Consider the following 25,839-nt stretch of genomic DNA (forward strand, 5'->3'; position numbering starts at 1 on the left):
TGTCGTCAAAGACCGCACGGATGCGAGGAGAGCCAGCCCCGGTGACGCTCCCGCAGCCGGTCGCGCTCCTCGGGCGTCGTCAGGACGACGTCCGCGCCACCGTCGTACGGGTGGTACAGGCGCCGCAGCCCGGTGTCGGCGAGGAAGACCTCCGCCAAGGTGTCGTCGGCGACGGCCCGCAGCAGGTCGTCGACGAGGCCGGGTGCCCAGGGGCGGAGCTCGGCGTACAGGTGCCGGTAGCCGTGGAAGGCGGGGTCGGGGGCGTCGCAGTCCGGTTCCGTCCACCAGCGCACGGCGGCCGGGTGCAGGGAACGCCGCTCGTGCCAGGGCGGGATCCCGGACGCGTCCGACCAGTCCATGGACACGACGAACACGTCCTGGCCGGCGAAGAGTTCGTCGAGGACGGTGTTGTGGCGGTCCAGCACCGTCGCGTACTCCTCCTCGGACTCCGGATAGCGCTTCGAGCGCGGGAGGCTGTGGAAGCGGACCCAGCGGTCGTGGAGCGCGTCGCGGAAGAGGTGGGCGAGGGGTGGGGTGGACGGGTGGCGGTCGCGCCAGAGTGCCGCCAGTTCGTCGGGTACGACGGCCGGGCCCGCCCCTCGCCGCTCAGCCATCACGCCCGCAGCTCCGTGAGGCCGTCGTACGCGGACATGACGATGTTCAGGCCGCGCTGGTCCTGCGCGGGTTCGCGCATCTGGTTGGTGACGTACGCGACGACCATGCGGGACTCGGGTTCGATCATGACGAGGGAGCCGCCCCAGCCGCCCCAGCCGTACGTGCTGCCGAACAGCCCGTAGCCGAGGCCCCAGCGGATCGGCATGCCCAGGACCAGGTCCTCGCCGTCGAACTGCTCCTCCCAGGCACGGTCGCAGCCTGCCTGGGAGAGGACCCGTGTGCCGCGTACCGTTCCGCCGCAGGCCATCACCGACTGCACCTGGGCCACCGAGCGGGCGTTGCCGTACCCGCTCGCGGCGGGGATCTGGGCGCGGCGCCAGGGCAGGCCGTTGCCGTGCCGGACCCGGAAACCCGTGGCGGCGGAGTGCCGCGCCTCGCCACCGGGCGCGCTCGCCAGGTACTCCTCGTCCTGGCCGGGCGGCGGCACGGTGAGCGCCACGCGGTGGTCGTGCTCGGCGCCCAGCCCGATGTGGAAGTCCGCGCCCAGCGGCCCCGCGACCTCCTCGGCGAAGAACTCGCCCACGCTCCGCCCGCTGATCCGCCGCACCACCTCACCGACCAGGAACCCCTGCGTCATCGAGTGGTACCCGGCCGCACTCCCCGGCTCCCACTTCGGCGCCGCGGCGGCCAGCCGGCCCGTGGCGGTCGCCCAGTCGTACAGCTCCTCCACCGGCCACTCCCAGTCCGGCAGCCCGGCGGTGTGCGACAGCAGATGCCGTACGAGCACCTTCTCCTTGCCCGCCGCGCCGAACTCCGGCCAGTAGCGCACGACTTGAGCGTCCGGATCGAGCTCCCCCCGGTCGGCCAGCACCAGCGCGCACAGCGCGGTCATCGTCTTGGTCACGGAGTACACCCCGACGATCGTGTCCCGCTCCCACGGCACGGTCCGCTCCGCGTCGGCGTAACCGCCCCACACGTCGACGACCGGCTCCCCGTCCACGAACACCGCGACCGACCCGCCGACGTCCCCACCGTCGAGCAACTCCGCGAGCGCGCTGGGCACGGCGGTGAACAGTTCGTCGTACGAGCCCTGAATGTCAGCCATGCCCCACATCTAGCCCGCACGGGAAGATCGACGGCAACTGATTTCCGGCGGCTGATTTCCGGCCCGGTGCCGGGCGTGATGTAACGCTCGGCCATGCTGCGGCCAAGTACGGGTGCAAGGATGACCGACCCCTTTGGAGGAACGGGTGCGCACACCCGACGGCGGTGGCCGACGACAACCGGCGCCACCCAGCGGCGATCCGGCCGGATTCTCGGCGTTCTACCAGGAGAACTTCGAGGCCGTGCTCACGTTCGTGACGCGCCGCACCAGCGACCCCCACGTGGCGGCCGACCTCACGGCCGACGTCTTCGTCGCCGCGCTGGAGGCCGCCGACCACTACGACGCCGGGCGCGGAACACCGATCGCCTGGCTGTACGGCATCGCACGCAATGTCGTGGCCTCGCACGGCCGCGGCACGGTCCGCGAACTCGGGGCGGTGGCCCGGCTGAAGGGACGCCGGCTGCTCGACACGGAGGACATCGCGGCCCTGGAGGAACGGATCGACGCCGAACGGGCGGTCCGTGAACTCGCGGAGCGGCACAGCGCGCTCAGCGAACCGTTGCGCGCGGTGCTCGACCTGGTGGCGGTGGACGGGCTGACGCCCAGGGAAGCCGCCCAGGTCCTCGGCATCAGCCAGGCGACGGTACGGGTTCGCTTGCATCGGGCTCGGCGGGTGCTGCGGGGTGGGGGCGGGGCGGGCGCCGGGTCCGGCGGCGGTGCTGTCGGTCGGGGGGTGCTGCGGGCTGAGTCCGGGTCCGGCGGTGCTCCTGGCCGAGGGGCGCTCGGGTCCGAGGCCGGGGTACGTGGTGCAGCCGACCCGGAGGGGCGTGGTGGCTCCGGTGCCGATGGGATGCACGGCGCTGCCCGCGGGACGCCTGGCAGCCCTGCCGCTCATGGGGTGCCCGGCGCCCTTCAGCAAGACGCACCCGGTGCTCTCCAGCAAGACGCCGACCGTCCGCAACTCCCCGACACCGCCCTGGAGAACGCGTCATGACCACGCCCCCCGCCTCGCCCACCGGCTTCCGGCAGCGCCTCGGCGATCAGCTCTCCGCCCTCGCGGCCGAGAACGCAACGGCGAGCGCAACTGCTACCGCCACTGCTTCCGCGCCCGGCACTGCTCCCAGCACCGTCCCCGTCCCCCTCCCCGTCACCAACGTCCCGCCCCGCCCGGCCCCCCGGCGCCTCCCCTGGGCCGTACGCCACCGGCTGCCCCTGGCCGTCGCCGGCGTGGCCGCGGTCGGTGTCGCACTCGCCACCCTGCCCGCGCACCGTTCCGCCACCCCCGCCCCCGGCCGGGCCACCGGACCCGCCGTCACCTCGCAGCCGCAGAGGATCACGACGGCCGCGTACACCCTGCAACGGGAAGACGACGGCCGGGTCAGGCTGGCGATCACCGATGCCGCGGGCAAGCTGCTCGACACGGCCCGGCTCCAGCGCGACCTCAACAGCCTCGGCGTCCCGGCCCTCGTCTACACCGGCGACCCCAAGTGCACGAAGCCCCCGACCGGCACCGGAGACGACTCACCCCGCGAGACCTGGAGCATCGAACTGGCCAAGGGCGGCAAGCCGGTTCTGTCCGTCCGGCCCGACAGGATCCCCGCCGGACAGCACCTGCTGGTCGCCTTCCCCCTCGCCCGCACCGACCCCGACCACGCCGGTTACGTCATCCAGGCGGGCCGCATCGAGGGCACCCCGCCGACCTGCGTACCGGCCCTGCCGAAGAGCTCCGCCGGGTGACGTGAAGGCGGGCCGGCGGACGCGGCCCCGCCGGCCCGCAGAACCGACATTCAGGGCGACTTTCGACGGCCGGGCAACCTGAGCCGCCCTCTCACCCTGTTCACAGATGGCACACAAGTTCAACTTCCCGTGCCACCAAGACGTGCAGGACTCGTCCCGACCAGACGCGGAAAGAGCACTCATGACCAGACACCACCCCACCGCCTTACGGCGTTCCGCGGTCATCGCCGCAGCCGCCCTCGCCGTAGGCACCGCCGCAACCCTCGCCGCGCCCGGCGCGGGAGCGGCAACCCCGGCGGGCACGCCGAAGCTCCAACTCATCGCCGCCACACCCGCGGTGACGGTCGACCGGTACGAAGGCGAGCCCGGGGTCTACCTGGACCTCGGCACCTACGTGACGGTCGACGGGGGACCGCTGGAGCTGAAGGTGACACGGAAGTCGTACAACGACCCCGTCGTCGCGTCGCAGGTGATCCGCTCCGGTGGCCGGACCGTCACCAAGGCCCTGCCGAAGGGCCTGGTGAAGGACTTCTCGGGTCTGCCGGACTTCCTGAACGTCAGCATCAGCGACGCGTCGGGCACGAAGGTGGCCGACACCACGCAGTCCTTCTGCCCGAACAACCGGGCCGGCCGGATCCGGCCGGACGCCCCGGCCACCTCGAAGTATCCCGAGAGCTGTTCCGATAACCCGTTCGCGCTCGGCGGGATCTGGGGTGTCGAGAAGGGCTGGGCGGCGGCCACCTCCCAGGGCTTCCGCGGGGACAACGCCCTTGACCTGAAGGCCGGCGACTACACCGCGAAGGTGTCGGTGGCGAAGAAGTACCGCGACCTGTTCGGAATGCCGGACAAGACGCGGACCATCAAGGTGACGGTCCGCCAGGACTCGGGCGGGGGACAGGGCCTGACCGGCGCGAAGAGCGGGCGTGAGAACGCGTCGAAGACCCTGAAGCCGGCCTCCGCGCGTCCCGTCGGCAGGGCGGGAGTCCCCGCCGACGTGCCCAAGCCCGACCTGCGCGCCCTCCCCGCGTACGGCATCGCCGTCACCAACGGGGACGAGGGCGGAGTGGGCGCCGCCGCGGGCAAGGACTACCTCGCCTTCAGCGCCACCGTCTGGAACGGCGGCCCCTCGCCGCTGGTCGTGGACGGATTCCGCAAGCCCGGCGCGGAGAAGATGGACGCGTACCAGTACTTCTACGACGCCAAGGGCAAGCAGGTCGGGTACACGCCGACCGGCACCATGGAGTGGGACCCGCGGGACGGCCACCAGCACTGGCACTTCAGCGACTTCGCGAGCTACCGCCTGCTCGGCGCGGACAAGCGGGAGATCGTCCGCAGCGGCAAGGAGGCGTTCTGCCTGGCCAACACCGACGCCATCGACTACACGGTGAAGAACGCCAACTGGCACCCGTACAACACCGATCTCGCCACCGCCTGCGGTGAGGAGACCGCCGTGTCGGTGCGCGAGGTTCTGGACGTCGGCAACGGTGACACGTACAGCCAGTACCGCCCCGGCCAGTCCTTCGACGTCTCGGACCTGCCGAACGGCACGTACTACATCGAGGTCATCGCCAACCCCGACAAGCGGCTCAAGGAACAGAGCACGGCCAACAACATCACGTACCGCAAGGTCGTCCTCGGCGGTACGCCGGGGGCGCGCACGGTGACGGTGCCGAAGTACGGCCTCATCGACGCTCCCTGATCCCTTCCGGTGATCCCTTCCGGTGATCCCTTCTGGCGACCCCTTCTGGTGGGCGGAGGCACGGCCTTCGCCCATCACGGTCGTAAGTGGTGGATGCGCAACTGTTCGGGACCGGCGGGAGTCTAGGGACCGAAGGCAAGTTCTCCTGGAGAACACCTTCCGTTTGCCCGCGCTCCAGCAGAGGGTCTCCCCATGCCGATGCCCCCGCACAACCGTCGCGCCTCCCGTGCCGCAGTTGCCGTCCTCGGCGCCGCCGGCCTGATCGCGCTGGCTGCGGCTCCCGCCGCCTTCGCCGATGAGCCCGCACCCGAACTCGTCGTCGGAGGCATCGAGCCGATCGACGGGCTGAAACCGGGGAACACCTTCGATCTGCCGGTCACCGTGGCGAACAAGGGCACCGGAGCAGCCAAGAAGGTGTGGGTCGACTACGCCGTCACCCGCGGACTGGACTTCACGGAGGTCCCCTCCAACTGCTGGACACAGCACATCCGGCCCTACGACGAGATGCCGGAGAGGTGGACCGTGGTGTGCGAGTTCGAGCAGGCGGTGGAGCCGGGGGTCGTCTACACCCCCGACACGCCTCTCCGCGTCAAGGCACTGGACCGCGCGCTCAATGACGAACTGCGCCTGCGTGTCGGGACCGACGATCCGGTGGCGGACGACAACGGATCTCCGCCTGTGGCGGGTACCGCACCGGCGGTGAAACTGGTCGAGAGCCAGGCGGGGGAGGAGGGGTCCGCGCGAGTCGTCGACGTACCGGTCACCTCCGTCAACACGGCCGACTTCCAGGTGACGGGTGCCGCGCTGAAGGGGAGCGTCGGCGAAACGGTGCCGATGAAGGTGGAGTTCACCAACGCCGGGCCCGCCTGGGTCATGCCCAAGCCGGGGGACCGGCCCGTGAGCGTCGTGATCACGCCCCCCGCCGGCACGTCGGTCGTCAAGACCGCCGCTTTCTGCCAGGCCAAGGGTGCGGCGTACCGCTGCGGCATGAGACAGCCGGCTCTCAACGAGGGCGGCCGAGAGACCTACACCTTCCAGCTGAAGATCGACAAGCGGCTGGCGCAGGCGAAGGGCTCGGTGGCCCTGAGTACGGAGGCCCGACCGTTCGACCCCGACAAGACCAACGACAAGGCGGACATCACGCTGGAGGTCACGGGCGGGGGGCCGACGAGCTCACCGGGCAGCACGCCCAGCGGCTCAGGCGGCTCAGGCGGCTCAGGCGGCTCAAGCGGCTCGGGCAACTCGACCGGCTCGGCCGACGGTTCGTCGTCGACCGGCGCCAGCCTGGCAGAGACCGGCTCCTCGGCGCCGGCCGTCACGGGAGTTGCGGCCGCGGCGGTGGTCACGGGCGCGGGCATGCTCGCCATCGCGCGCCGCCGCCGGGCCGAGAGCTGAGCCGCTGCCGGCGGGGGAGAGATGGACGACGACAGAACTATCGCCGGACGCGTCTCACCCGGCGAAGCCATGGCACAACTCGCCGGCCACAGACAGGTTTTCCACTCCGAAGCCGATCTCCAGCACAGCTTCGCGCGAGCCCTGTGGGAACTGTCCCCGGATGTGCACTCCAGACTTGAGGTGCCGCAGCGTGCAGGAAGCAAGGCCGAGCATCTGGACCTCCTGTGCATCGGCCCCTCGACCCGTACCGCGATCGAGTTCAAGTACTTCACCCGGAGCTGGACGGGCAGGGCGGGCACTCCCGCCGAGGACTATGCCTTGAAGGGGCATGCGGCCACGGACCTCGCTCGTCTGCACTTCGTGCGGGACATAGCCAGGCTGGAGCACTTCTGCCGCCGGCCCGACCAGAACGGCCTTGCCATCATGCTGACCAACGACGCCTCCCTGTGGACTCCGCCCGGCGCCGGCCGCGGGCAGACCCGGGACCGAGAGTTCAGGATCCACCAGGGCCGTGAGCTTGCCGGCACGCTGCAGTGGGCCGAGGGCGCCTACAAGCGGAACACGTGCCCGCTGCGGGGCGCGTACCCGCTCAACTGGGAGCCTTACTCCGAACTGGGTGGAGCAGGGGGAGAGTTCCGGTATCTCGCCGTACCCGTCAGCCCGCTGCCGGCCGGCCCGTCAGCCGCATAGGTGGGCGAGGAGGTCGTCTCCGACGGGGTAGGGGCGCTCCTGGGGCAGCAGTCCAGCGGCGGAGTTCAGGTCCCCGGCCCTGACGAGGCCGTGGATCTCGTGGGCAAGCGGGGTCACGTCGCGGATGGCGATCGTCCACTCATCCGCGTAACGCCGTGCCGCCTCACCGGCGAGGCCGAGCTGCAGGGCCCGGTACGGCATGGGTTGCAGGTGCAGGTCACGCTCCGGGTCCCACTGCACACGAGTCGGCGCGCGCTTCAACTGGCGCTGCCAGGTGGCGTGGTCGGGGTGGATCCCGCGAACGTAACTCGACAGGCAGGCGTTCCGCAGAGCCCACTCGAAGCCGTCACGCGTGATCTCGACGGCGAGAACGGTCTCCTGCCCCTCCTTGGCACCCCAGCCGCAGCGGTACATCATCCACAGGAACGACGGCTTGATCCACGTCATCCTGTCCCGCTTCCAGGCGGCGGGAAAACGCCCGTCGCGGACGGCCGGCAGGCCGATCTCCGGGGAGTAGGCCTGGTAGACGGTGATCGTGGATTCCGAGTGGGCCGCACGGATCCTGTGTTGCGGTTCTTCCATGGCGTACAGCGTGGAGTCGGCCGTCTCAGGCGGCCACTGATTTTCGACTCATGTCGGCTGCGACGCTCGTTCCGCTGCGATCTCGTAGCGGGCCATGATGTCGAGGAGCAGTTCGACGCGGGTCCGAGTGCGGCTGGGCACGGTCCCCTCGACGCTCACCGATATCTCGCTGCCACCCACGGATCGGGCGATGCGAAGGTCAACGCGGTCCCGTCCGACGAAGGGGTACGCGTACCAGGCCGAGCGCGGCTGTTCGTCGTCGGTGTCGGGGAGTGCCGTGTGAATGGCCAGCCAGTCGCTGTCGTCGAAGTCGTAGGCCATCTCTGCGGCGAGGGACTCGCAGAACGGGCGGAGATTGGTCTCCCGGATCCAGCCTTCCGCGACGGTCTGGCTGCGACGCCCTTCGACCGGGGGATCAAGGGAGTCGAGATCCTCGTGCAGCGCGTCCAACCTCCGGTGCGTCAGCTCGTCGGCGGGTGTTGTCTCCATGAGCGTCCAGCCGGGCAGTTGGCGCCGGAGGTCGGCGGGGAGGTCGTCGCTGTCCGGGTCCGCCAGTCGGTACAGGATGCCGAAGGCCGTTTCCCGGGCGACGGCGCGAGGGGGGTCGGTCGCGGTGGTGTCCCAGGCCTGGATGTCCTGCGACAGCGCCCGCAGGAGCCGGTACCGAGCCAGCTGAGGAAGGTCCTCCTCCACTTCCGACTCCGCCCATCCCCGCGGATCGTCGGCGCCGAGCGCGGCGAACAGGCGGGCGAGGTTCTCCGTGTCCGTGTCCGTCACGTCGGATCAGCCGTCCGCCTTGGCAACGCCGATCGGACAGGAGACGCCCGTCCCGCCTATGCCGCAGTAACCCGCCGGGTTCTTGTCCAGGTACTGCTGGTGCCTCAGTTCCAGTGAGCATTGCAAGGTCGACACGTCCTAGCGCCAGCCACTAAGTGCACGCTCTGCGTTGTCAACCAATTCCTTGTAGGTGACGGCCTCCACCCTGCTCATGTGCGTGTTGAGCGTGCGCAGGGCTTCATTGATGTCTTCCTCAGCCACGTCCGGCTGTACCGATGGGTGTCCGATCAGAACGAGAGCGCTCGCCCTTCGAGTCTCGATGCCTAGTTCGTCTCGTATCCGGAGTCGATGCTCGTCCAAACCGACCAAGTAGTTCACCGCTTGGCTCATCGCATCGTGCACTTCCGCCGTCGGCACCCAACAACCTCTGTGTCTCTTGACCAGGGAGCCGTGGAGGCTCATTGAGCGCTTCAACTCCACGATGTGTAGTGCGCCGTCCCCCCGAATCAGCGGGATGTCGACCTCGTCTCCCGGAACCAACCTGCGCTGGATTGCCTGGCTTGCAAATTGGCCGCCGAAGATCCAGTACTGACCGTCCAGTGCACGTTGCAGATCTCTCTCGTTCGCTTCGGGATCTTCTACTGCCATGCGCAGCGCTTTGAGGCCCCGCCGGCGGCGCTGAACCTCCGCGGCCCGCAACAGCAGTTGTCCCTCCCTGTCCGCTGCCAAAACGGCGAGGGACTCGGGGGACATCACGATGCGGCGGGCAGTGCCTTCCGGATCTTCCACGTCCACCCGCTCATGGAAGACCTGCTCAAGCCACGCCGCTACCTCGGCGCTGCCGCGAAGGATCCGATAGCGGCCGGGCCGCTCCTGCGACTGCTGCATGTAACGAGCGTCCCGCGCAATGGCTTCCACATGGGTGATCAGCTCGCTCGGACTTGCGTCAGGATGTTGCTGGAGGTACTGGTCGCCGAGTTGCATGAAGTAGGCCAGACTCGCAGAGAGCGTTCGTGCCAGATAGTCCTGATGCGAGCTCAACGGTTCTGTCGACCGTTGAAAGAGCCGGTATCGCTCTTCGAAGTCCGGTCGGAGGATTCGTCCTTCCGCGTAGTCCAAGGAATCTTGTATCAGTCGCACGACTTGCCATTCATCCACTGCTGCCGCGGTTGAGCGCACGTCCTTCAGCAGTGTGACGAGTGCCTGGCCTCCCCTGTAGGAGCTTCTGCCGCTGGTCATGTGCTTGACGACCGCTGCAAGCGCGTCCTTGACCGCAGAATCTACGGTATGTGCGGCGACATGCTTCAGTTGCAGCTTCAGCGCAAAGTCAGATCTCACATCCACAGGCACGATTCTGGCGCCTGGCACTGACAACTGCCTTAAGGTTTCAAACCAACAGGTCGACGACTATGCGGGGTCAGTTGCACCGGCCCGATACCTGTGACTGCACTCCAGGACGCGCAAGGCATCTGAGCGATGCTGACATGTTGGGTGGCAGGGCCTCAGTCATCCGCCTGGGCCACGGCAATCGGGCAGGACACCCCGGTCCCGCTCAACCCGCAGTAGTCGGCTGGGTTGTTGCTGCCCGAAAGCTAAGGAAGGTGTCAGTCCTCGACGGCGAAGGACGCACCGCCTGCGTACGTGAGTAGGTTCGCGAAGCGCAGCCACTGGAGCAGGTATACGTTCAAAGGCGAGTAGCCCGGCCGGGTCAGGCTGCGGATGCCGTGGACGGTGTCGGTCAGTTCCGCGGCCGTTCGGCGGTCGGGGCGACCGAGGGCCTTGAGGTAGGAGGCGGCGCAGTCTTCCAGCCGGGCGTGCAGGGTGACGAGTTGGCGTACCTCGGTGTCGGGGGAGAGCGTCTCGTCGGGGTAGGACATGCGCTGGAACGCCGAGTGCCGGTTGGCGACGGCGGCGATCAGCCCCAGGCGGGAAGGGGGTGCCGAACCCGGCCAGCGCGGAAAGCGCAGAGCGGTCGTGTCGCAAGCCCGTGGAGTTCGGCGGCCGACCGCCTTCTCCACCCGGCGGCGGCCGGCGAAGGCGTCCATCTCGGCGAGGTGCGCGGCCCGGCTCTCCTCCAGGGTGCCCAGCGCGCGCAACAACGCCGCCGAATCCCTGCGCAGATCGGGGGCGGGGCACGCCGTCGCGCTCAGATACGCCCAGGTCGCGTTGAAGCCGAGCGGGCCGTAGTCGCCGACGGCACACCTCAGCGCCGCGTGCCGTCTGACGAGCGGCAAACGTTCGTCACGCACTCTGCGGGCGTACGTTCCGAAGGCCACCCTTGACGTCAGCCTTCGGCCTTGGCCACACCGACCGGGCAGGAGACACCCGTCCCGCCCAACCCGCAGTACCCATCCGGGTTTTTGCTGCCCGAGAGGTACTGCTGGTGGTAGCCCTCCGCCGGGTAGAAGGTCCTGCCCTCGGCCGGGAGGATTTCCGTCGTGATCGTGCCGTGGCCCGAGCCTGTCAGGAGCTTCTGGTAGGTCGCGCGGGAGGAGTCCGCGGTGGCCGCCTGGGCGGGGGTGTGGGTGTAGATCGCCGAGCGGTACTGCGTGCCTACGTCGTTGCCCTGGCGGAAGCCCTGGGTGGGGTCGTGGGACTCCCAGAAGGTCTTCAGGAGGCGGTCGTACGAGATCAGCCTCGGGTCGTACACCACGCGGACCACCTCCGTGTGACCCGTCAGGCCCGAGCAGACCTCCTCGTACGTGGGGTGCTCCGTGTAGCCGCCCTGGTAACCCACCAGGGTTGTCCACACACCTGCCGGGAGCTGCCAGAACTTGCGTTCCGCGCCCCAGAAGCAGCCCAGCGCGAAGTCCGCGACCTCCAGGCCCTCGGGGTAGGGGCCCAGGAGAGCGTTCCCGAGGACCGTGTGGCGCTCGGGGACCGAGAACACCGGCTCCGCGCGACCCTGCAGAGCCTGCTCGGGCGTCGGCAACTGAGGCGAACGGCTGTACAGGAACATGCGCTCTCCAGGAGGGAAGGGGACGGGCGGGGCGGGGGCTGCCTCGTCAACTCACGGACGTCGTCTGGAATTCCGGGCCCCCGGCCCCCCGCGATCCGCCTCGGCTACTGCGGCAACGTCGCCGGACTCCCCCCGTTCGCCTCGTACCCCGCCACCGCCAGCGCGCGATAGACCGCGAACGCCCCCGCCGGGTCCGCGTTCAGAGTCCACGGCAGGGCGCCGACATGGCCGTCGATGTGTATGAGCTGGTTCATCGCCTCCGACCAGCGCTCGGCGCGTACCAGGAAGAAGACCAGGAGGTGGCGGACGTGCGCCAGCATCGGGTCCTCCGGGCGGGCCGAGTGGACCGCGTGGAGGGCGCCGTGGATCGCCTTGGTCACCACTTCGCTCTGGTAGAAGCTGCTGACCAGGTTCACCTCGGGGAGGTGCTCGAAGACCGCGAAGAGGGGCATCGCCGCGAGGAGCGAGCCCTGGGGGGCACGGGCGGCCGCCGCCTCCGCGAAGGAGTACGCCAGTTCGCGCGAGCCGTGCCACTTCTCGCACCAGTAGTGCAGGGCCGCCAGGTGCGCCCCCATGTGGGACGGGGCGCGGTCCAGGATCTTCAGCCACAGCTGCTCGAACTCTGGCTGGGAGTAGGTGAGGCCACGGGCCACCGAGAGCTCGACGATGTACGGGACCGGGTCGCCCGGGGCGAGCAGCGCCGCCTCGCCGCAGGCCGACCTCGCCTCCTCCATGATGATCCGGAACTCGTCCGTGCCCGGCGTCGACGTCCGCCACGCCTGCTGGACCAGGAACTCCGCGTGCACCGCCGCACCGCCCGCGTCCTTGGGCTGCTCGGCCCGCCACACCCGCAGCCACTGCCCGCCCGGCGACTCGCTGACCCCGCCCGGCCGCTGCTGCAGCTCCAGCGACGCGGCGCCCGCGAAGGCCTGCACGCGCTGCCAGCGCAGCTCGCCCTCCGCCTCGGTGCCGGCCAGCAGCTGGGAGGCCGCACGGTAGTCCTGCGTGCGCTGCACCAGGTCCAGTACGTCGAGGAGATCCTGGTCGGGGCCGGGCATCCGGACGTCCAGCTCCTCCTCGCGCACGGAGCCGTAGTTCGCGGGGTCGGCGGCGTCGGGGTGGCCGGGCGGGACCTGCTCGATCATGCCCCGTCGCCGCCGCAGGAACGGGAGCAGCACGAAGCCGAGCATGACCGCCGCGACCAGGACCCAGAGGATTTCCATGCCTCAAGCGTTCCAGACGCCTCCGACAATTGGCGAACCCGGTCCCGGACCTGTGGAAAACCGACCGGCACACCTGTGGAAAACCCCGTGAAGCACCTCCGCGACCCGCGGGGCACCCCGCCGGGACCCGCCCGGACCGAGGGAAAACCCGGCAGTGCGGCCGCCCGAGCCCCGCCGTCCGACGCCCGCCCCGCGAGCGCACTACCCTCGGTGCCCATGAGCGACAGGCACATCAGTCAGCACTTCGAGACCCTCGCGATCCACGCGGGCAACACCGCCGATCCCCTGACCGGCGCGGTCGTCCCGCCGATCTACCAGGTCTCGACCTACAAGCAGGACGGCGTGGGCGGCCTGCGCGGGGGCTACGAGTACAGCCGTAGCGCCAACCCCACCAGGACCGCCCTGGAAGAGAACCTCGCAGCGCTCGAGGGCGGCCGCCGCGGGCTCGCGTTCGCGTCCGGACTGGCGGCCGAGGACTGCCTGTTGCGTACGCTGCTCAGCCCCGGCGACCACGTGGTCATCCCCAACGACGCGTACGGCGGCACCTTCCGGCTGTTCGCGAAGGTCGTCTCCCGGTGGGGCGTGGAGTGGTCGGTCGCCGACACCAGCGATCCGTCCGCCGTACGGGCCGCCCTCACCCCGAAGACCAAGGCCGTGTGGGTGGAGACCCCCTCCAACCCGCTGCTCGGCATCACCGACATCGCCGTCGTCGCGCAGATCGCCCGGGACGCTGGCGCGAAGCTCGTCGTCGACAACACCTTCGCCACGCCCTACCTCCAGCAGCCGCTGGCGCTCGGCGCGGACGTCGTAGTGCACTCCCTGACCAAGTACATGGGCGGCCACTCCGACGTCGTCGGCGGCGCCCTGGTCGTCTCCGACGAGGCGCTCGGCGAGGAACTGGCGTACCACCAGAACGCGATGGGCGCGGTCGCCGGGCCCTTCGACTCCTGGCTGGTGCTGCGCGGCACCAAGACGCTGTCGGTGCGCATGGACCGGCACAGCGAGAACGCCACCAAGGTCGCCGAGATGCTCACCCGGCACGCGCGCGTGACGAACGTCCTGTACCCGGGCCTGGAGGACCACCCGGGTCACGAGGTCGCCGCCAAGCAGATGCGGGCCTTCGGCGGCATGGTGTCGTTCCAGGTCGAGGGCGGCGAGGAGGCGGCCGTCGAGGTGTGCAACCGTGCCAAGGTGTTCACGCTCGGCGAGTCCCTTGGCGGCGTCGAGTCGCTGATCGAGCACCCCGGCCGGATGACGCACGCGTCCGCCGCAGGCTCGGCCCTGGAGGTGCCGGCCGACCTGGTGCGCCTCTCCGTGGGCATCGAGAACGTCGAGGATCTCCTGGAGGACCTGCAGCAGGCGCTCGGCTAGCCGACCGCGAGCGGTCGCGAGCTCACCAGCCCGTGTACGGGGGAGTCGTCTGCGAGGGCGGCTCCACCCACGGGCGGGCCATCAGGGCCCACACCACGAACGTCACGGCAGCGGCGCACAGCAGCAGCCACATCAGGCGCCGGGCGAGCACCCGCCGCCGCAGCATCCGGGCACCACGCCGCATCACCTCGGCGTACAGTTCGGGCGGCACGGGCGGCGGCACCCGCTCCATGATCCGCCGCGCCGAGGCCTCACGCTCAGGCCGATTCACCGCCACCACCTCCCCTCACGCACACACGCGTGGCCGCTTCCCTGTGCCCGTACGCACATGGCCGCCATCCCCCTTGTCCGCGCGCGCGTGGCCCGATCGGCTCGTCCACGCGTGTGTGGCCGCCATCCCCTTGTCCACGCGTTCGTGGCCGCGACCGGCTCGGCCACGCGTGTGCGGCCCCCATCCGCTTGACCGCGTGTGTGGCCGCCATCCGCATGCCCAATGCCTACGCGCGCGTGGCCACCGTCCGCATGTCTACGCGCGCGTGCCCACCGTCCGTTTGTCCTCGCCGCATGCCGACCGTCGCCCGCCCCCTCGGACGACGTGCCGACGGCTCTCGCCCCGCCCGTCACGGGTGCGCCACCTTCGCCCCGAGCGCCCTCCGTGGCCGCTCCGGCCGCGGATGCAGCAGGTTCGTCGTCGCGCGGTCGCAGATCGCACGGACGCGGTCCGGCGGCAGGCCGAGCAGCGCCGCGGTCTGCTCCTCGGCGACCCCCTCGTACAGCCGCAGGACCAGGATCAGGCGCTCCTGCGGGCCCAGGCCGGCCAGGGCGGCGCCGGGGTGCGGGCGGCCGCGGCCGAAAGCGCCGTACTGGTGCCAGGCCGTCCGCGCGAAACGGGTGGCCAGGTACTGGCGGGTGCGGTTGTACGGGTCCTCGCCGCGCAGCCGGTCCCAGCACGCGTACGTGTGCCCGAGCGCGAGCGTCAGCAGGCGTCGCGCGCGCGGGTTGTCGTCCGGCGCCTCCGCTGTGAGCAGCGTGGCGGCATGCAGCAGCCGTCCTGCCGCGCCCGCGACGAACGCCTCGAACTCACGGGCCCGGCGGACGCCCTGTGACGCCTGCCGTGATCGCACCGAGCCTCCCGCCTGACGCGGCCCCGAGGATGCGGGACCCGGCCGCGTACGGCATCCGGAACCGCGTACGACGGGGGCCCGATCTCATATGAGGGCAGGGGTGGCCTTTCGGTCAAGAGCCGCGCGGCAGACGGCCACACGCGCGTGCGGGACCCGATACGTACACGCGCGTGCATTGCGCCTACGACGGCGACGACGCCTCCGGTCCGGGGACGCCCTGGGCGGCCATGCGCGTGGACAGCGCGGTGTTGAAGCGCGTGAGGAGCGTGCAGAACGCCTCGCGCTCCTCCGGCGCCCAGTCGTGTGTCAGCTCGGCCATCAACTGACGCCTGGACGAGCGCACTTCCTCAAGGCGCGACATCCCGCGCGGGGACAGCTGAAGCACCACCGCACGCCCGTCCTCGGGGTGCGAGGTGCGCTTGACGAGCCCGGTGTCGACGAGCGGGGCCACCTGCCGTGTCACCGTCGAGGAGTCGATGCCCATGCTGGCCGCGAGCGCCTTGACGCCCATGGGGCCTTCCTTGTCGAGGCGGTTGAGCAGCAGATACGCGGCGCGGTCCATGGAGTTGCGCACCTGCCCGACCCCGCCGAGCCGGGTCTGTTCGGCACGACGGGCGAAGACCGCCACCTCGTGCTGCAGCGTGTCGAGGAGACCGGTGTCACCGACGGTCGTCATGTCCATCGACATTTCAGGTGTTGTGGGCATGGCCGGAGGCTCGCTTCATGAGGGTGGTCTGGAATGGGGGACAGAGTACGCGGCCGGAAGGCGGGCCGTACCGGCGCTGCGCAAACCAGTCTCGGAGGTTGGTCACACCGCTCGTGTGCCCCTGTGAACTGCGATGCTTGAGTCATGAGCTACAGCACGGCTGACTCCTTGCGGCCCGTGACCCTCGACGACGTACGGGGCGCCCAGAAGATGCTCTCGGGCGTGGCACGGGTGACGGCGATGGAGGGCAGCAGGCACCTGTCCCAGCTGGTCGGCGCGCCGGTGCACTTCAAGTGCGAGAACCTCCAGCGCACGGGCTCCTTCAAACTGCGCGGCGCGTACGTCCGTATCGCCGGACTGCTGCCCGAGGAGCGGGCCGCCGGGGTCGTCGCCGCGAGCGCCGGCAACCACGCGCAGGGCGTCGCCCTCGCGTCCTCCCTGCTCGGCGTGCGGGCGACGGTGTTCATGCCGAGGGGCGCCCCGCTGCCGAAGATCAGCGCCACCCGCGAGTACGGCGCCGAGGTGCGCCTGCACGGCCAGGTCGTCGACGAGACGCTGGCCGCCGCGCAGGCGTACGCGGCCGAGACGGGCGCGGTGTTCATCCACCCCTTCGACCACCCCGACATCATCGCGGGCCAGGGCACGGTCGGCCTGGAGATCCTGGAGCAGTGCCCCGAGGTGCGCACGATCGTCGTCGGCATCGGCGGCGGAGGCGTCGCGGCCGGTATCGCCGTCGCGGTGAAGGCCCTGCGGCCGGACGTGCGGATCGTGGGCGTGCAGGCGGAGGGCGCGGCCGCGTACCCGCCCTCGCTCCGGGCCGGCCGCCCGGTGTCGATCGAGAACCCGGCGACGATGGCGGACGGCATCAAGGTCGGGCGGCCCGGCGACGTGCCGTTCGGGATCGTCAGCGAGCTGGTGGACGAGGTCCGCACGGTCACCGAGGACCAGCTCTCCACCGCCCTGCTGCTGTGCCTGGAGCGGGCCAAGCTGGTCGTGGAGCCGGCCGGCGCGAGCCCGGTGGCGGCGCTGATGGGCGATCCGGGCAGCTTCGAGGGCCCGGTCGTCGCGGTGCTGTCCGGCGGCAACGTCGACCCGCTGCTGATGCAGCGCGTCCTGCGCCACGGCATGGCCGCGCAGGGCCGCTACCTGGCCGTACGGCTGCGGCTGACGGACCGGCCGGGGGCTCTCGCCTCGCTGCTGGGGGCGTTGTCAGTGGTCGACGCTAACGTGCTCGACGTGAGTCACGTACGGACCGATCCCCGGCTCGGGCTCACGGAGGCGGAGGTTGAGCTGCACCTGGAGACGAAGGGGCCGGAGCACTGCGCCGAGGTCGGCCGGGCCCTGCGCGAAGCGGGCTACACGGTCATCGACTGAGGCGTCCGACTGAGGCGCCGGACGGCCGGGCAGAAAGCGGAATCCCCAGTTCAGGGGGCCTGTGTCACTCGTTCGGGGAAATCCGTTGAGAGACGCGATACATCGCGTTATGGTGTGTCCAGTGCCCCCGCCATCGTCATCCATCCGGCGGAACAAAACGCACAAATCTAGGCTTTCCGAAGAATCCCCGACGACGTGGAGACTCACATGCCAGGCGCCATCTATGCCGAAGGTCTCGTGAAGACCTTCGGTGACGTAAAGGCTCTGGACGGCGTCGACCTCGATGTCCCCGAGGGCACCGTGCTGGGCCTGCTCGGGCCGAACGGCGCGGGCAAGACGACCACTGTCCGCTGTCTGACCACCCTGCTGCAACCGGATAGCGGCAAGGCGGTCGTGGCCGGCCTCGACGTGCTCAAGCATCCGAACGAGGTGCGCCGCTCGATCGGTCTGTCCGGCCAGTTCGCCGCGGTCGACGAATACCTGACCGGCCGCGAGAACCTCCAGATGGTCGGGCAGCTCTACCAGATGAAGGCCAAGGCCGCGAAGGCCAGGGCCGCCGAGCTGCTCGACCAGTTCGACCTCGCGGACGCCGCCGACCGTACCGCGAAGACCTACTCCGGAGGCATGCGTCGCCGGCTCGACCTCGCGGCCGCCCTGGTCGTCTCGCCGCCCGTGATGTTCATGGACGAGCCGACGACCGGCCTCGACCCGCGCAACCGCCAGCTGCTGTGGGAGGTCATCAAACAGCTCGTCTCCGGCGGTACGACACTGCTGCTGACCACGCAGTATCTGGAGGAGGCCGACCACCTCGCGCACGACATCGCGGTCGTCGACCACGGCAAGGTCATCGCCCGCGGCACCTCCGACCAGCTCAAGGCCCGCACCGGCGGCGAGCGCGTCGAGGTCGTGGTGCACGAGCGCGAGCACATCCCCACCGCCCGCGAGGTCCTCGCCGGCTTCGGCAAGGGCGAGCTCACCGTCGAGGAGCACACCCGCAAGCTCACCGTGCCCGTCACCGGCGGCGCCAAGCTGCTCGCCGAGGTCATCCGGGAGCTGGACGCCCGTGGCATCGAGATAGACGACATCGGCCTGCGCCGCCCCACCCTCGACGACGTGTTCCTCTCCCTGACCGGACACGTGGCCGAGGTGAAGCCGGAGGAGAACGGCGAGACGGCGGACGCCCCCGCCAAGGACCGCAAGTACAAGAAGGAGACCGCCCAGTGAGCGCCGTCACCGACGCGGTGCGGGTAGCGCCGACCGGAAACCCCGTCAGCCAGTCCTTCCGGGACTCGATGGTCGTCGCGAAACGCAACCTGATCCGCATGAGCCGGATCCCCGAGATGATCATCTACGGGCTGATCCAGCCCATCATGTTCGTGGTGCTGTTCACCTACGTCTTCGGCGGTTCCATGCAGATCGGCGGCAGCACCAGCGCCACCGACTACAAGAACTTCCTGATGGCCGGCATCTTCGCGCAGACCGTCACGTTCGCCACCGCGAGCTCGGGTGCGGGCATCGCCGACGACATGCACAAGGGCCTCATCGACCGGTTCCGCTCCCTGCCCATGGCGCGCGGCGCCGTGCTGACCGGGCGGACCCTCGCGGACCTGGTGCAGACGGCGCTGACCCTGGTCGTCCTCGCCGTGGTCGCGCTGCTGGTCGGCTGGCGGGTCGGGACGGACGGCGACACCAACGCCGGGAAGGTTATCGGCGCCTTCGCCCTGCTGCTCCTGCTCGGCTATGCCTTCACCTGGATCGGCGCCCTGATCGGCATGTCCGTACGGACCCCCGAGGCGGCCACGTCCAGCGGGCTGATCTGGCTCTTCCCCGTGACGTTCATCTCGAACGCCTTCGTGGACACCAGCCACATGACCCCGTGGCTGCGCCACATCGCCGAGTGGAACCCCTTCAGCGCCACCGTCCAGGCGGCCCGGGTGCTGTTCGGGAACCCGGGCCAGTCACCGTCCGACGCCTGGCCGATGGTGCATCCGGTCTGGGCCTCGCTGATCTACTCGGCCCTGATCATCGTCATATTCAGGACGCTGGCGGTGCGCAAGTACCGCTCGGCGACGGCGTGAGGCGCTCGCGGCGCTGACGGGCCGGGCATGACGACGCCCCCGGCGTCACCAGGACACCGGGGGCTCGTCAAGGGCGCTTCGGCCGAGGCGGCCGGACCGGGTGGGCTCAGCCGTTGTAGGGCTCGGCCTTGAGGATCTTCACGGAGGCCTTCCTGCCGTTCGGCAGCTCGTACTCCGCGTCCTCGCCGACCTTGTGGCCGATCACGCCGGAGCCCAGCGGGGACTGCGGCGAGTAGGTCTCGATGTCGGCGCTGGCGTACTCGCGCGAGGCGAGCAGGAAGGTCGTCGTGTCGTCCTCGTCGCCGTCGAAGGCGATCGTCACGACCATGCCGGGTGCCACCGCGCCGTCCGCGGACGCCGGGGCCTCGCCGACCTTGGCCTTCTCCAGGAGCTGGGTCAGCTGGCGGATGCGGAGCTCCTGCTTGCCCTGCTCCTCCTTGGCCGCGTGGTACCCGCCGTTCTCGCGCAGGTCGCCCTCCTCGCGCGCGGCCGCGATCTTCGCGGTCACTTCCTCGCGCGCGGGACCAGACAGGTACGCCAGCTCTTCCTTGAGCTTGGTGTACGCCTCCTGCGTAAGCCAGGTGACGTCTTCGCTGGTCTGGGTCACAGGTGCTCCTCGTAGGTACTGGGAATACAAAGCATCGCCCTACCCAGAAGAATGTTCCTTCACGGAAGGGCGAAACCACGAGCCTAACAATTCAGCGGCCCAAGGGGGAGGACATAAGCCATCAGAATTACGTCAACGCAGGTCAGCCCGGCAGGATCGGGGTGAAGTCAGTCCGCGTGGCAGCCGAGGAGCTCGGCCGTGGTGCCGGGGGCCGTCGTGCGGAGCGTGACGACCTTGTCGATCCGGGTCGCCTTCCCGTCGAAGCGGAAGTCCGCCCGGCCCACCTCGGACTGGTCCGCCGCCTGGGAGCGCACGGTGCAGTAGCCGGAGGTGCCGGAGTCCTTGCGGACCTCGAGGTGGATCGAGACCGAGTTCTTGTGCGGCTCGAACGTGATCACCTCGCCGCTGATCTTGTTCTGGCCGACGTAGTGGTAGGCGAAGTAGCCGATCAGGGCGAGAAGCAGGGCCCCGAGCACGGCTCCGGCGACCTTGAGCCTGTGGTCGGCGCGCTCGTCCGAGGAGCGGCCGTAGCGGCCCTCGGGCAGCTTCGTGCTCGCCGTACTCATGATCGTCCTCTCGGCAAAAGGCTTCCGGAGCCGGACCCCGGAATTATTCGCCCCCCGATTCGGTCACTATAGAAGCCGCCGATCGCCCCCTAAGTCACCGGGGCGCCGACTTACCAAGGATTGAGTCTTGACTGACCAGCTGCGACTGATGGCCGTGCACGCCCACCCCGACGACGAGTCGAGCAAGGGCGCGGCCACCATGGCGAAGTACGTGTCCGAGGGGGTGGACGTGCTGGTCGTGACCTGCACGGGCGGGGAGCGCGGCTCCATCCTCAATCCGAAGCTCCAGGGCGACAAGTACATCGAGGAGCACATCCACGAGGTACGCAAGAAGGAGATGGACGAGGCCCGGGAGATCCTGGGCATCAAGCAGGAGTGGCTCGGCTTCGTCGACTCCGGGCTCCCGGAGGGCGACCCGCTGCCCCCGCTCCCCGAGGGCTGCTTCGCGCTGGAGGACGTCGACAAGGCGGCCGGCGAGCTGGTCAAGCAGATCCGCGCCTTCCGCCCGCAGGTGATCACCACCTACGACGAGAACGGCGGGTACCCGCACCCCGACCACATCATGACCCACAAGATCTCGATGGTGGCGTTCGAGGGCGCGGCGGACACCGAGAAGTTCCCGGAGTCCGAGTACGGCCCCGCGTACCAGCCGCAGAAGCTGTACTACAACCAGGGCTTCAACCGCCCGCGCACCGAGGCGCTGCACAACGCTCTGCTCGAGCGCGGTCTGGAGTCGCCGTACGGGGACTGGCTGAAGCGCTGGAGCGAGTTCGAGCGCACCGAGCGCACGCTGACCACGCATGTCCCGTGCGCCGACTTCTTCGAGATCCGCGACAAGGCCCTGATCGCCCACGCCACCCAGATCGACCCCGACGGCGGCTGGTTCAAGGTCCCGATGGAGATCCAGAAGGAGGTCTGGCCGACGGAGGAGTACGAGCTCGCGAAGTCGCTCGTGGACACCTCCCTCCCCGAGGACGACCTCTTCGCGGGCATCCGCGACAATGCCTGACATGAGCGCAAGCGTGAGCCTGGCACTGACGAACCTCGTCCCCCTCGCCAAGGAGGTGGACGAGAACAAGGTCACCCCCGGCGTCCTCGGCTTCATCGTCTTCGCGGCGATGGCGCTGGCGGTGTGGTGGCTGATGAAGTCGATGAGCCGACACATGAACAAGGTCGAGTTCACCGAGGTCCCGGACCCGAGGGCGGAGTCCACCACCGAGGAGCCCACCGACGCCAAGCCGTCCACGGACACCAAGTCGTCCACGGACACCAAGACGTCCACGGACACCAAGGCGTCCACGGGCTCCAAGGACTGAGCGCCGGGCACAGGTTCACCGGCATGACCCCGTGACACCCGTCGGGTGCCATGGGGTCATGCCGTGGGTCACGCCTGCACCGTCAGCGTGACTCCCATCACCTCCCGCGCATGCCGGTTCGGCACCATGCCCAGCCGCCAGGCCTGCCAGCCCGCCTCCAGGTTCACGCCCCGCTCCAGCAGCAGCTGGTACGCCTCCACGTACTCGTCCAGCTTCTCGTCCCGCAGTGGGTGGCCCGTGCGGGAGAGCTGGAGGAGTTCCTCCTGGGCGACCGCCGTGCCGACGTCCACGCCGCCCGGGGCCGCGTACGGGAGCAGGGTGGAGCGCAGGAAGCGGGACCAGTCCTCGCCGCGGCGGTCGCCGTACGAGGCGAACAGGGTCGTCGCGTCGTCGCACAGGGCCAGTGCCTGCTGGACGCGGGCGTTGCCGGCGTCCACGACCGCGAGTTCCAGGCAGGTCCAGGCCTCGCCGTGGGCGACGCCGATGCGCTGGAAGTCGGCGCGGGCGTCGACCAGGAGCTGGCGGGCGAATCCCGAGTTCCTCAGGGAGCCCGTCTGGGCCGCTCGCTGGTCGCGGGTGACTCTGGCCGAGTGGTGGCGGGCGCAGGCCAGGCCGTAGACGTCGCGCATGCGGGAGAACATCGTGCGGGAACGTTCCAGTTCGCGGACCGCGTGGTCGAGGTTGCCCGTCTCCTCCAGGGCCTGGCCCAGGTAGTAGACGGTCCAGGCCTCGCCGCGCGCGTCCTCGTTCTCCCGGTGCCGGGCCGCCGCCTGGCGCAGGCCGTCCACCGCCGGGGACGGGTCGCCGGCCACCAGGCGGGCGCGGGCCAGCTGGGTCAGTGCCCAGGCCTCGCCACGGGCGTCACGCGTACGGGCGTAACGGTCGAGGGCCGCGCTCAGCTCCTGCTCCGCGCGCGATACGTCGCCCATGCGCAGCCCCAGCTGGCCGAGCTGGAAGTGCGCCCAGGCCTCGCCGTGCACGGACTCGCCCGCCCGGTGCAGCACCAGGGACTGGGTGAGCAGCCGCATCGCCTCCGAGAGGTGGGCGCGGTCCCGCTCCACCGCCGCCAGGGCGTGCATCGTCCAGGCGCGGTCCGTCGCCAGTTCGGGTGCGGCCTGCAGGTCCAGGGCCTCGCGGAGTTTCGCCGCGGCCTCGGTGAGGTTGCCCTGGTGGTGGAGCGTGATGCCGAGGGAACACAGGGCGCGGGCCGCGCCGGCGTCGTGATGGGCCTCCATGTAGAGGTCGACCACCGAGGTCAGCGTCGTGCGCGCCTTGTCCAGCTCGCCCAGCTGCCGGGCCGCGATACCCGTGCGCCACTGCACCGAGCGGACCAGGAGCCCCTGGTCGACGGCCTGCGCCAGCTCGCTGATCTCGCCCAGGCGGTAGAGGTCGCCGCGCAGCAGGCAGTAGTCGCACAGGGCGCCGAGCAGGTTCAGCACCGCCGCCTGGTTCACGCCCTCCGCGTGCCGCAGCGTCGAGGTGATGAAGCTCGACTCGTCGTCGAGCCAGCGCAGCGCCTCGTCCAGGGACGTGAAACCGTGCGGACTGAACCGGTCCGAACGCGTCGACATGTTGCCGTCCACCAGCCGCAGCACGGAGTCGGCGAGGCCGCCGTAGTTGACGATCAGCCGCTCCTGCGCCGCCGTGCGCTCGGCCGGCTCCTCCTCGTCGAGCAGCCGGGCCTGCGCGAACGCCCGCACCAGGTCGTGCAGCCGGTACCGGTTGCCGCGGACGTGGTCGATCAGGCCCGCGCGGGAGAGGGCGACCAGCTGCCGGGTCGCCTCGGTCTCGTCGGTCGCCAGCAGCGAGGCGGCCGCGGCGGCACCGAGGGAGGCGCGGCCCGCGAGGGCGAGGCGGCGCAGCAGCCGGCGGGCCGTGTCCGACTGGTCGGTGTAACGCAGCCACAGCACGCGCTCGATCGGCTCGACCGGGCCGTACACCCCAAGATCCGTGGCCAGTTGGCGCGGTGAGCGCGGGCCCAGCGAGGAACCGGCGATGCTCAGCGCGAGCGGCAGCCCGCCGCACAGCTCCCTGATCCGGTCCGCGGAATCCGCGTCGTACGGGCCCGTACTGTCCTGCGCCGCAGCGTCCAGCAGCTCCTCGGCGCCCGCCGCGTCCAGCGCCTCCACCGCCAACTGGTGCACCTGGGCCGGGAGATCGGACGGCAGCTCCAGCGGTTGCCGGGCGGTCACCAGGACCAGGCTGTCGGAGCGCTCCGGGACCAGTGTGCGCACCTGCTCGGGGTCCCGGGCGTCGTCCAGCACGATCGTGACCGGCAGGCCCGTCAGATGCTGGTGGTACAGCTCGCTCAGCCTCTTGACCTGCTGGTCGGGGGAGGAACGCTCACGGAACAGCAGCTGCTCCCGCGGCGCGCCCAGCCGGTTCAGCAGGTGCAGCAGGGCGTCCCGGGTGGACAGCGGCTGCTCCTCGCTGAGGTCGCCGCGCAGGTCGACCACGCAGGCGCCGCGGAAGTAGTCCTTCAGGTCGTGCGTGGCACGCACCGCCAGGGTGGTACGGCCGCTGCCGGGCTCTCCGTGCAGCACCACGACCGTCGGCCGGGTCTCCGTGCTCGCCCGCGAGGCCTGCACCCACTGCCGGATCCGCGCCATCTCCTCCCGCCGGCCCGCGAACGCGCCCTCCGGATCCGGGAGTTGCCCGAACGACTGGGCCAGCACGCTGCGCCCCCGGGCCGCCGCGCTCTTGTCCGCGCCCTTCAGCTGTGGTCCGCCCGCCTTCTTCGGCGTCCTGGTCGCGGCCGTCAGCACCCGCTGCTGGTCGAGGAACGGACGGATGCCGCGTACCTCCAGCGCCGTCAGCCACTGCAGCCGCAGCTGCTCGGGACCGCCCGGCTGGCTCGCCGCGCCCGCGCGGTGATGTGCGGCGGGCAGATGGGAGCCGGCCACCTTCACCACGGTCGCGGCGGCGCCGACGACAGCGACCGTCGCGCCCACGCCGAACGCCGTGCCCGTGTCGGTGCCGAACGCGAGGTCGGCGGCCACGGCCGCGACCGCGGCGACGACCGCCACCAGCAGGGGAGTTCCGGCGCCCTCCTTGGCGTACCGCTGTCCGAAGGTGAGGCGGCCGGCCTCCGTCTCGTCCAGCGCCCGCGCGTAGGCCTCGTACTCCTCGGCGGCCGTCTCCGCCATCGCGTCCAGCGCGGCGCGCGACCGCGACAGCAGCACGGCTCCGTCGGTACGTCCGCCGGAGCGCCGCACCTCCTCCTCCACGGCCCGGGCCAACAGCCGTTCGGCGTCGGCCCGGTGGCTGTCCCGCATGTCACGTCCCCCTCCGGCGTCAACTCCTTTGCCTACGAGTGTCCTTCGGGGGAGCCGCGAGCGACAGAGGGCGGCGATCACGGGTGGGGCCTGGAGCGACCGGGTGGCTGGCACTCGCGAGGGGCGCGGCGGTCCCTGACGGCGAGCCGGACGCAGACCGCGGCCAGCGCCGCCTCCGCCGCCGCGCAAGCGACCGCCCGGGTCAGCTCGGTGCCGGGGCGGGCCGTCGTCATGTCGAACCACGCGTCCAGTACGGCGACCGCCGCCGTAGCCGAGGCCGTGAGGCGGGCACGGGCGTCGCCGCGCAGACCGAGCAGGGCCGTTGCCGCGCAGCCCGCCGCCATCAGGACGTCGAGGCCGATCCAGGCCACCGACCAGTTCCGCGCCTCGGTGTCGGCCGGGAGAGTCAGGCCCAGCACGACCATCCACGGCACGAGCAGCACCGCCGCGGCGCCCAGCAGGACCAGCGACCATCTCCGCAGCGCCACGACCGACGCGCCGACCGCCACGCCCAGTAACAGCAGCGTCCACCCCATGAACCGCTTCCTGCAGTGCCGCTTCTCCGTTCCCATGCCTCCACGCTAGACCGCAGAGAAAATTCTGCAAAGAAAACTCGGCAGACATCAGGGATGAGTCAGGG

General features: G+C 70.4%; 25 protein-coding genes and 2 pseudogenes. 11 read left to right on the forward strand and 16 right to left on the reverse strand.

Annotated features, from left to right (window positions below):
* Positions 1-5: 5 nt before the first annotated feature.
* Together ABZ848_RS36705 and ABZ848_RS36710 are read right to left on the reverse strand one after the other, a co-directional pair.
* Positions 6-614 carry a hypothetical protein gene (locus ABZ848_RS36705; RefSeq protein WP_360838990.1) on the reverse strand — a complete coding sequence of 203 codons (609 nt, stop codon included), beginning with the start codon at positions 612-614 and terminating at the stop codon, positions 6-8.
* The gene (locus ABZ848_RS36710; protein ID WP_360838993.1) at positions 614-1,720 is read right to left on the reverse strand and encodes a serine hydrolase domain-containing protein; all 1,107 of its coding nucleotides are present in this window, start codon (positions 1,718-1,720) and stop codon (positions 614-616) included. Before ABZ848_RS36710 ends, ABZ848_RS36705 begins: the two co-directional genes overlap by 1 nt.
* A 145-nt stretch (positions 1,721-1,865) precedes the next feature.
* Between ABZ848_RS36710 and ABZ848_RS36715 the strand changes: the two genes are divergently transcribed.
* The 5 genes from ABZ848_RS36715 (at position 1,866) to ABZ848_RS36735 (ending at position 7,241) form a co-directional block, all read left to right on the forward strand.
* Positions 1,866-2,714, forward strand: a complete 849-nt coding sequence (locus tag ABZ848_RS36715) for a sigma-70 family RNA polymerase sigma factor (protein ID WP_360838995.1) — start codon at positions 1,866-1,868, stop codon at positions 2,712-2,714.
* Positions 2,711-3,457, forward strand: coding sequence for a hypothetical protein (locus tag ABZ848_RS36720; protein WP_360838997.1), 747 nt, complete (start codon positions 2,711-2,713; stop codon positions 3,455-3,457). Before ABZ848_RS36715 ends, ABZ848_RS36720 begins: the two co-directional genes overlap by 4 nt.
* A 181-nt stretch (positions 3,458-3,638) precedes the next feature.
* Complete coding sequence (locus ABZ848_RS36725; RefSeq protein ID WP_360838998.1) at positions 3,639-5,156, forward strand: lysyl oxidase family protein; 1,518 nt, start codon at positions 3,639-3,641, stop codon at positions 5,154-5,156.
* A 192-nt stretch (positions 5,157-5,348) separates the two neighbouring features.
* Positions 5,349-6,551, forward strand: a complete 1,203-nt coding sequence (locus ABZ848_RS36730) for a hypothetical protein (protein WP_360839000.1) — start codon at positions 5,349-5,351, stop codon at positions 6,549-6,551.
* A gap of 21 nt (positions 6,552-6,572) precedes the next feature.
* The gene (locus tag ABZ848_RS36735; RefSeq protein WP_360839001.1) at positions 6,573-7,241 is read left to right on the forward strand and encodes a hypothetical protein; all 669 of its coding nucleotides are present in this window, start codon (positions 6,573-6,575) and stop codon (positions 7,239-7,241) included.
* Here ABZ848_RS36735 and ABZ848_RS36740 read toward each other — a convergent pair.
* From ABZ848_RS36740 to ABZ848_RS36770, 7 genes and pseudogenes are all read right to left on the reverse strand, one after another.
* A complete protein-coding gene (locus ABZ848_RS36740) occupies positions 7,230-7,823 on the reverse strand; it encodes a DUF4291 domain-containing protein (protein ID WP_360839003.1) in 594 nt (197 codons plus the stop codon). The two genes, ABZ848_RS36735 and ABZ848_RS36740, sit on opposite strands and share 12 nt — an antisense overlap.
* A 411-nt stretch (positions 7,824-8,234) precedes the next feature.
* Positions 8,235-8,600, reverse strand: a pseudogene (locus ABZ848_RS36745) (hypothetical protein); the annotation flags it as partial.
* Positions 8,601-8,606: 6 nt separating this feature from the next.
* A pseudogene (locus ABZ848_RS36750) lies at positions 8,607-8,702 on the reverse strand (peptide-methionine (S)-S-oxide reductase); the annotation flags it as partial.
* A gap of 36 nt (positions 8,703-8,738) precedes the next feature.
* Positions 8,739-9,944 (reverse strand): Shedu anti-phage system protein SduA domain-containing protein, encoded by a 1,206-nt coding sequence (locus ABZ848_RS36755; protein WP_360839005.1) that lies wholly within the window; start codon positions 9,942-9,944, stop codon positions 8,739-8,741.
* Between the two features lie 260 nt (positions 9,945-10,204).
* The gene (locus tag ABZ848_RS36760; RefSeq protein ID WP_360839007.1) at positions 10,205-10,849 is read right to left on the reverse strand and encodes a hypothetical protein; all 645 of its coding nucleotides are present in this window, start codon (positions 10,847-10,849) and stop codon (positions 10,205-10,207) included.
* Positions 10,850-10,884: 35 nt separating this feature from the next.
* Positions 10,885-11,559 carry a peptide-methionine (S)-S-oxide reductase MsrA gene (msrA, locus tag ABZ848_RS36765; RefSeq protein ID WP_360839008.1) on the reverse strand — a complete coding sequence of 225 codons (675 nt, stop codon included), beginning with the start codon at positions 11,557-11,559 and terminating at the stop codon, positions 10,885-10,887.
* 104 nt (positions 11,560-11,663) lie between these two features.
* Positions 11,664-12,782 carry a hypothetical protein gene (locus tag ABZ848_RS36770; protein ID WP_360839009.1) on the reverse strand — a complete coding sequence of 373 codons (1,119 nt, stop codon included), beginning with the start codon at positions 12,780-12,782 and terminating at the stop codon, positions 11,664-11,666.
* A gap of 216 nt (positions 12,783-12,998) precedes the next feature.
* Between ABZ848_RS36770 and ABZ848_RS36775 the strand changes: the two genes are divergently transcribed.
* Positions 12,999-14,153 carry a cystathionine gamma-synthase gene (locus tag ABZ848_RS36775; protein ID WP_360839010.1) on the forward strand — a complete coding sequence of 385 codons (1,155 nt, stop codon included), beginning with the start codon at positions 12,999-13,001 and terminating at the stop codon, positions 14,151-14,153.
* Positions 14,154-14,175: 22 nt separating this feature from the next.
* Here ABZ848_RS36775 and ABZ848_RS36780 read toward each other — a convergent pair whose 3' ends face one another.
* The 3 genes from ABZ848_RS36780 to ABZ848_RS36790 form a co-directional block, all read right to left on the reverse strand.
* Entirely contained in the window at positions 14,176-14,424 is a 249-nt protein-coding gene (locus ABZ848_RS36780; RefSeq protein WP_360839012.1) for a hypothetical protein, read from the reverse strand.
* Positions 14,425-14,773: 349 nt separating this feature from the next.
* Positions 14,774-15,277 carry a sigma factor-like helix-turn-helix DNA-binding protein gene (locus ABZ848_RS36785; protein ID WP_360839013.1) on the reverse strand — a complete coding sequence of 168 codons (504 nt, stop codon included), beginning with the start codon at positions 15,275-15,277 and terminating at the stop codon, positions 14,774-14,776.
* Between the two features lie 181 nt (positions 15,278-15,458).
* The gene (locus tag ABZ848_RS36790; protein WP_242766518.1) at positions 15,459-15,965 is read right to left on the reverse strand and encodes a MarR family transcriptional regulator; all 507 of its coding nucleotides are present in this window, start codon (positions 15,963-15,965) and stop codon (positions 15,459-15,461) included.
* Between the two features lie 162 nt (positions 15,966-16,127).
* Between ABZ848_RS36790 and ilvA the strand changes: the two genes are divergently transcribed.
* From ilvA to ABZ848_RS36805, 3 genes are all read left to right on the forward strand, one after another.
* Complete coding sequence (gene ilvA / locus ABZ848_RS36795) at positions 16,128-17,357, forward strand: threonine ammonia-lyase (protein WP_360839014.1); 1,230 nt, start codon at positions 16,128-16,130, stop codon at positions 17,355-17,357.
* Between the two features lie 207 nt (positions 17,358-17,564).
* Positions 17,565-18,581, forward strand: a complete 1,017-nt coding sequence (locus tag ABZ848_RS36800) for an ATP-binding cassette domain-containing protein (RefSeq protein ID WP_360839016.1) — start codon at positions 17,565-17,567, stop codon at positions 18,579-18,581.
* On the forward strand, positions 18,578-19,435 hold the full coding sequence (locus tag ABZ848_RS36805; RefSeq protein WP_360839017.1) for an ABC transporter permease: 858 nt from the start codon (positions 18,578-18,580) through the stop codon (positions 19,433-19,435). The genes ABZ848_RS36800 and ABZ848_RS36805 overlap by 4 nt, the downstream gene beginning before the upstream one ends.
* 106 nt (positions 19,436-19,541) lie before the next feature.
* Here the strand turns inward: ABZ848_RS36805 and greA are convergent, their stop codons facing one another.
* Together greA and ABZ848_RS36815 are read right to left on the reverse strand one after the other, a co-directional pair.
* Entirely contained in the window at positions 19,542-20,042 is a 501-nt protein-coding gene (gene greA, locus ABZ848_RS36810; protein ID WP_242765947.1) for a transcription elongation factor GreA, read from the reverse strand.
* Between the two features lie 167 nt (positions 20,043-20,209).
* Positions 20,210-20,608, reverse strand: a complete 399-nt coding sequence (locus ABZ848_RS36815; protein ID WP_242765948.1) for a DUF4307 domain-containing protein — start codon at positions 20,606-20,608, stop codon at positions 20,210-20,212.
* Between the two features lie 148 nt (positions 20,609-20,756).
* Here ABZ848_RS36815 and mca point away from each other — a divergent pair, with 148 nt between their 5' ends.
* Together mca and ABZ848_RS36825 are read left to right on the forward strand one after the other, a co-directional pair.
* A complete protein-coding gene (gene mca / locus ABZ848_RS36820) occupies positions 20,757-21,617 on the forward strand; it encodes a mycothiol conjugate amidase Mca (protein ID WP_360839178.1) in 861 nt (286 codons plus the stop codon).
* Entirely contained in the window at positions 21,610-21,924 is a 315-nt protein-coding gene (locus tag ABZ848_RS36825) for a hypothetical protein (protein WP_360839019.1), read from the forward strand. Before mca ends, ABZ848_RS36825 begins: the two co-directional genes overlap by 8 nt.
* 68 nt (positions 21,925-21,992) lie before the next feature.
* Here ABZ848_RS36825 and ABZ848_RS36830 read toward each other — a convergent pair whose 3' ends face one another.
* Both ABZ848_RS36830 and ABZ848_RS36835 read right to left on the reverse strand, forming a co-directional pair.
* Complete coding sequence (locus ABZ848_RS36830; RefSeq protein ID WP_360839020.1) at positions 21,993-25,199, reverse strand: tetratricopeptide repeat protein; 3,207 nt, start codon at positions 25,197-25,199, stop codon at positions 21,993-21,995.
* Positions 25,200-25,276: 77 nt separating this feature from the next.
* Entirely contained in the window at positions 25,277-25,771 is a 495-nt protein-coding gene (locus tag ABZ848_RS36835) for a hypothetical protein (protein ID WP_360839021.1), read from the reverse strand.
* Positions 25,772-25,839 lie beyond the last annotated feature (68 nt).

This window comes from Streptomyces sp. NPDC047081 (assembly GCF_040643775.1).
Lineage (GTDB): Bacteria > Actinomycetota > Actinomycetes > Streptomycetales > Streptomycetaceae > Streptomyces.

What these genes read in the sequence shown, in the direction of transcription:
- ABZ848_RS36770 (WP_360839009.1), bottom strand. Translation starts at nt 12,782, where the DNA reads ATGGAAATCCTCTGGGTCCTGGTCGCGGCGGTCATGCTCGGCTTCGTG.
- ilvA (WP_360839014.1), top strand. Translation starts at nt 16,128, where the DNA reads ATGAGCTACAGCACGGCTGACTCCTTGCGGCCCGTGACCCTCGACGAC.
- ABZ848_RS36790 (WP_242766518.1), bottom strand. Translation starts at nt 15,965, where the DNA reads ATGTCGATGGACATGACGACCGTCGGTGACACCGGTCTCCTCGACACG.
- ABZ848_RS36815 (WP_242765948.1), bottom strand. Translation starts at nt 20,608, where the DNA reads ATGAGTACGGCGAGCACGAAGCTGCCCGAGGGCCGCTACGGCCGCTCC.
- ABZ848_RS36825 (WP_360839019.1), top strand. Translation starts at nt 21,610, where the DNA reads ATGCCTGACATGAGCGCAAGCGTGAGCCTGGCACTGACGAACCTCGTC.
- msrA (WP_360839008.1), bottom strand. Translation starts at nt 11,559, where the DNA reads ATGTTCCTGTACAGCCGTTCGCCTCAGTTGCCGACGCCCGAGCAGGCT.
- ABZ848_RS36775 (WP_360839010.1), top strand. Translation starts at nt 12,999, where the DNA reads ATGAGCGACAGGCACATCAGTCAGCACTTCGAGACCCTCGCGATCCAC.
- ABZ848_RS36730 (WP_360839000.1), top strand. Translation starts at nt 5,349, where the DNA reads ATGCCGATGCCCCCGCACAACCGTCGCGCCTCCCGTGCCGCAGTTGCC.
- ABZ848_RS36735 (WP_360839001.1), top strand. Translation starts at nt 6,573, where the DNA reads ATGGACGACGACAGAACTATCGCCGGACGCGTCTCACCCGGCGAAGCC.
- ABZ848_RS36705 (WP_360838990.1), bottom strand. Translation starts at nt 614, where the DNA reads ATGGCTGAGCGGCGAGGGGCGGGCCCGGCCGTCGTACCCGACGAACTG.
- ABZ848_RS36800 (WP_360839016.1), top strand. Translation starts at nt 17,565, where the DNA reads ATGCCAGGCGCCATCTATGCCGAAGGTCTCGTGAAGACCTTCGGTGAC.
- ABZ848_RS36835 (WP_360839021.1), bottom strand. Translation starts at nt 25,771, where the DNA reads ATGGGAACGGAGAAGCGGCACTGCAGGAAGCGGTTCATGGGGTGGACG.
- mca (WP_360839178.1), top strand. Translation starts at nt 20,757, where the DNA reads ATGGCCGTGCACGCCCACCCCGACGACGAGTCGAGCAAGGGCGCGGCC.
- ABZ848_RS36725 (WP_360838998.1), top strand. Translation starts at nt 3,639, where the DNA reads ATGACCAGACACCACCCCACCGCCTTACGGCGTTCCGCGGTCATCGCC.
- ABZ848_RS36740 (WP_360839003.1), bottom strand. Translation starts at nt 7,823, where the DNA reads ATGGAAGAACCGCAACACAGGATCCGTGCGGCCCACTCGGAATCCACG.
- ABZ848_RS36710 (WP_360838993.1), bottom strand. Translation starts at nt 1,720, where the DNA reads ATGGCTGACATTCAGGGCTCGTACGACGAACTGTTCACCGCCGTGCCC.
- ABZ848_RS36830 (WP_360839020.1), bottom strand. Translation starts at nt 25,199, where the DNA reads ATGCGGGACAGCCACCGGGCCGACGCCGAACGGCTGTTGGCCCGGGCC.
- ABZ848_RS36720 (WP_360838997.1), top strand. Translation starts at nt 2,711, where the DNA reads ATGACCACGCCCCCCGCCTCGCCCACCGGCTTCCGGCAGCGCCTCGGC.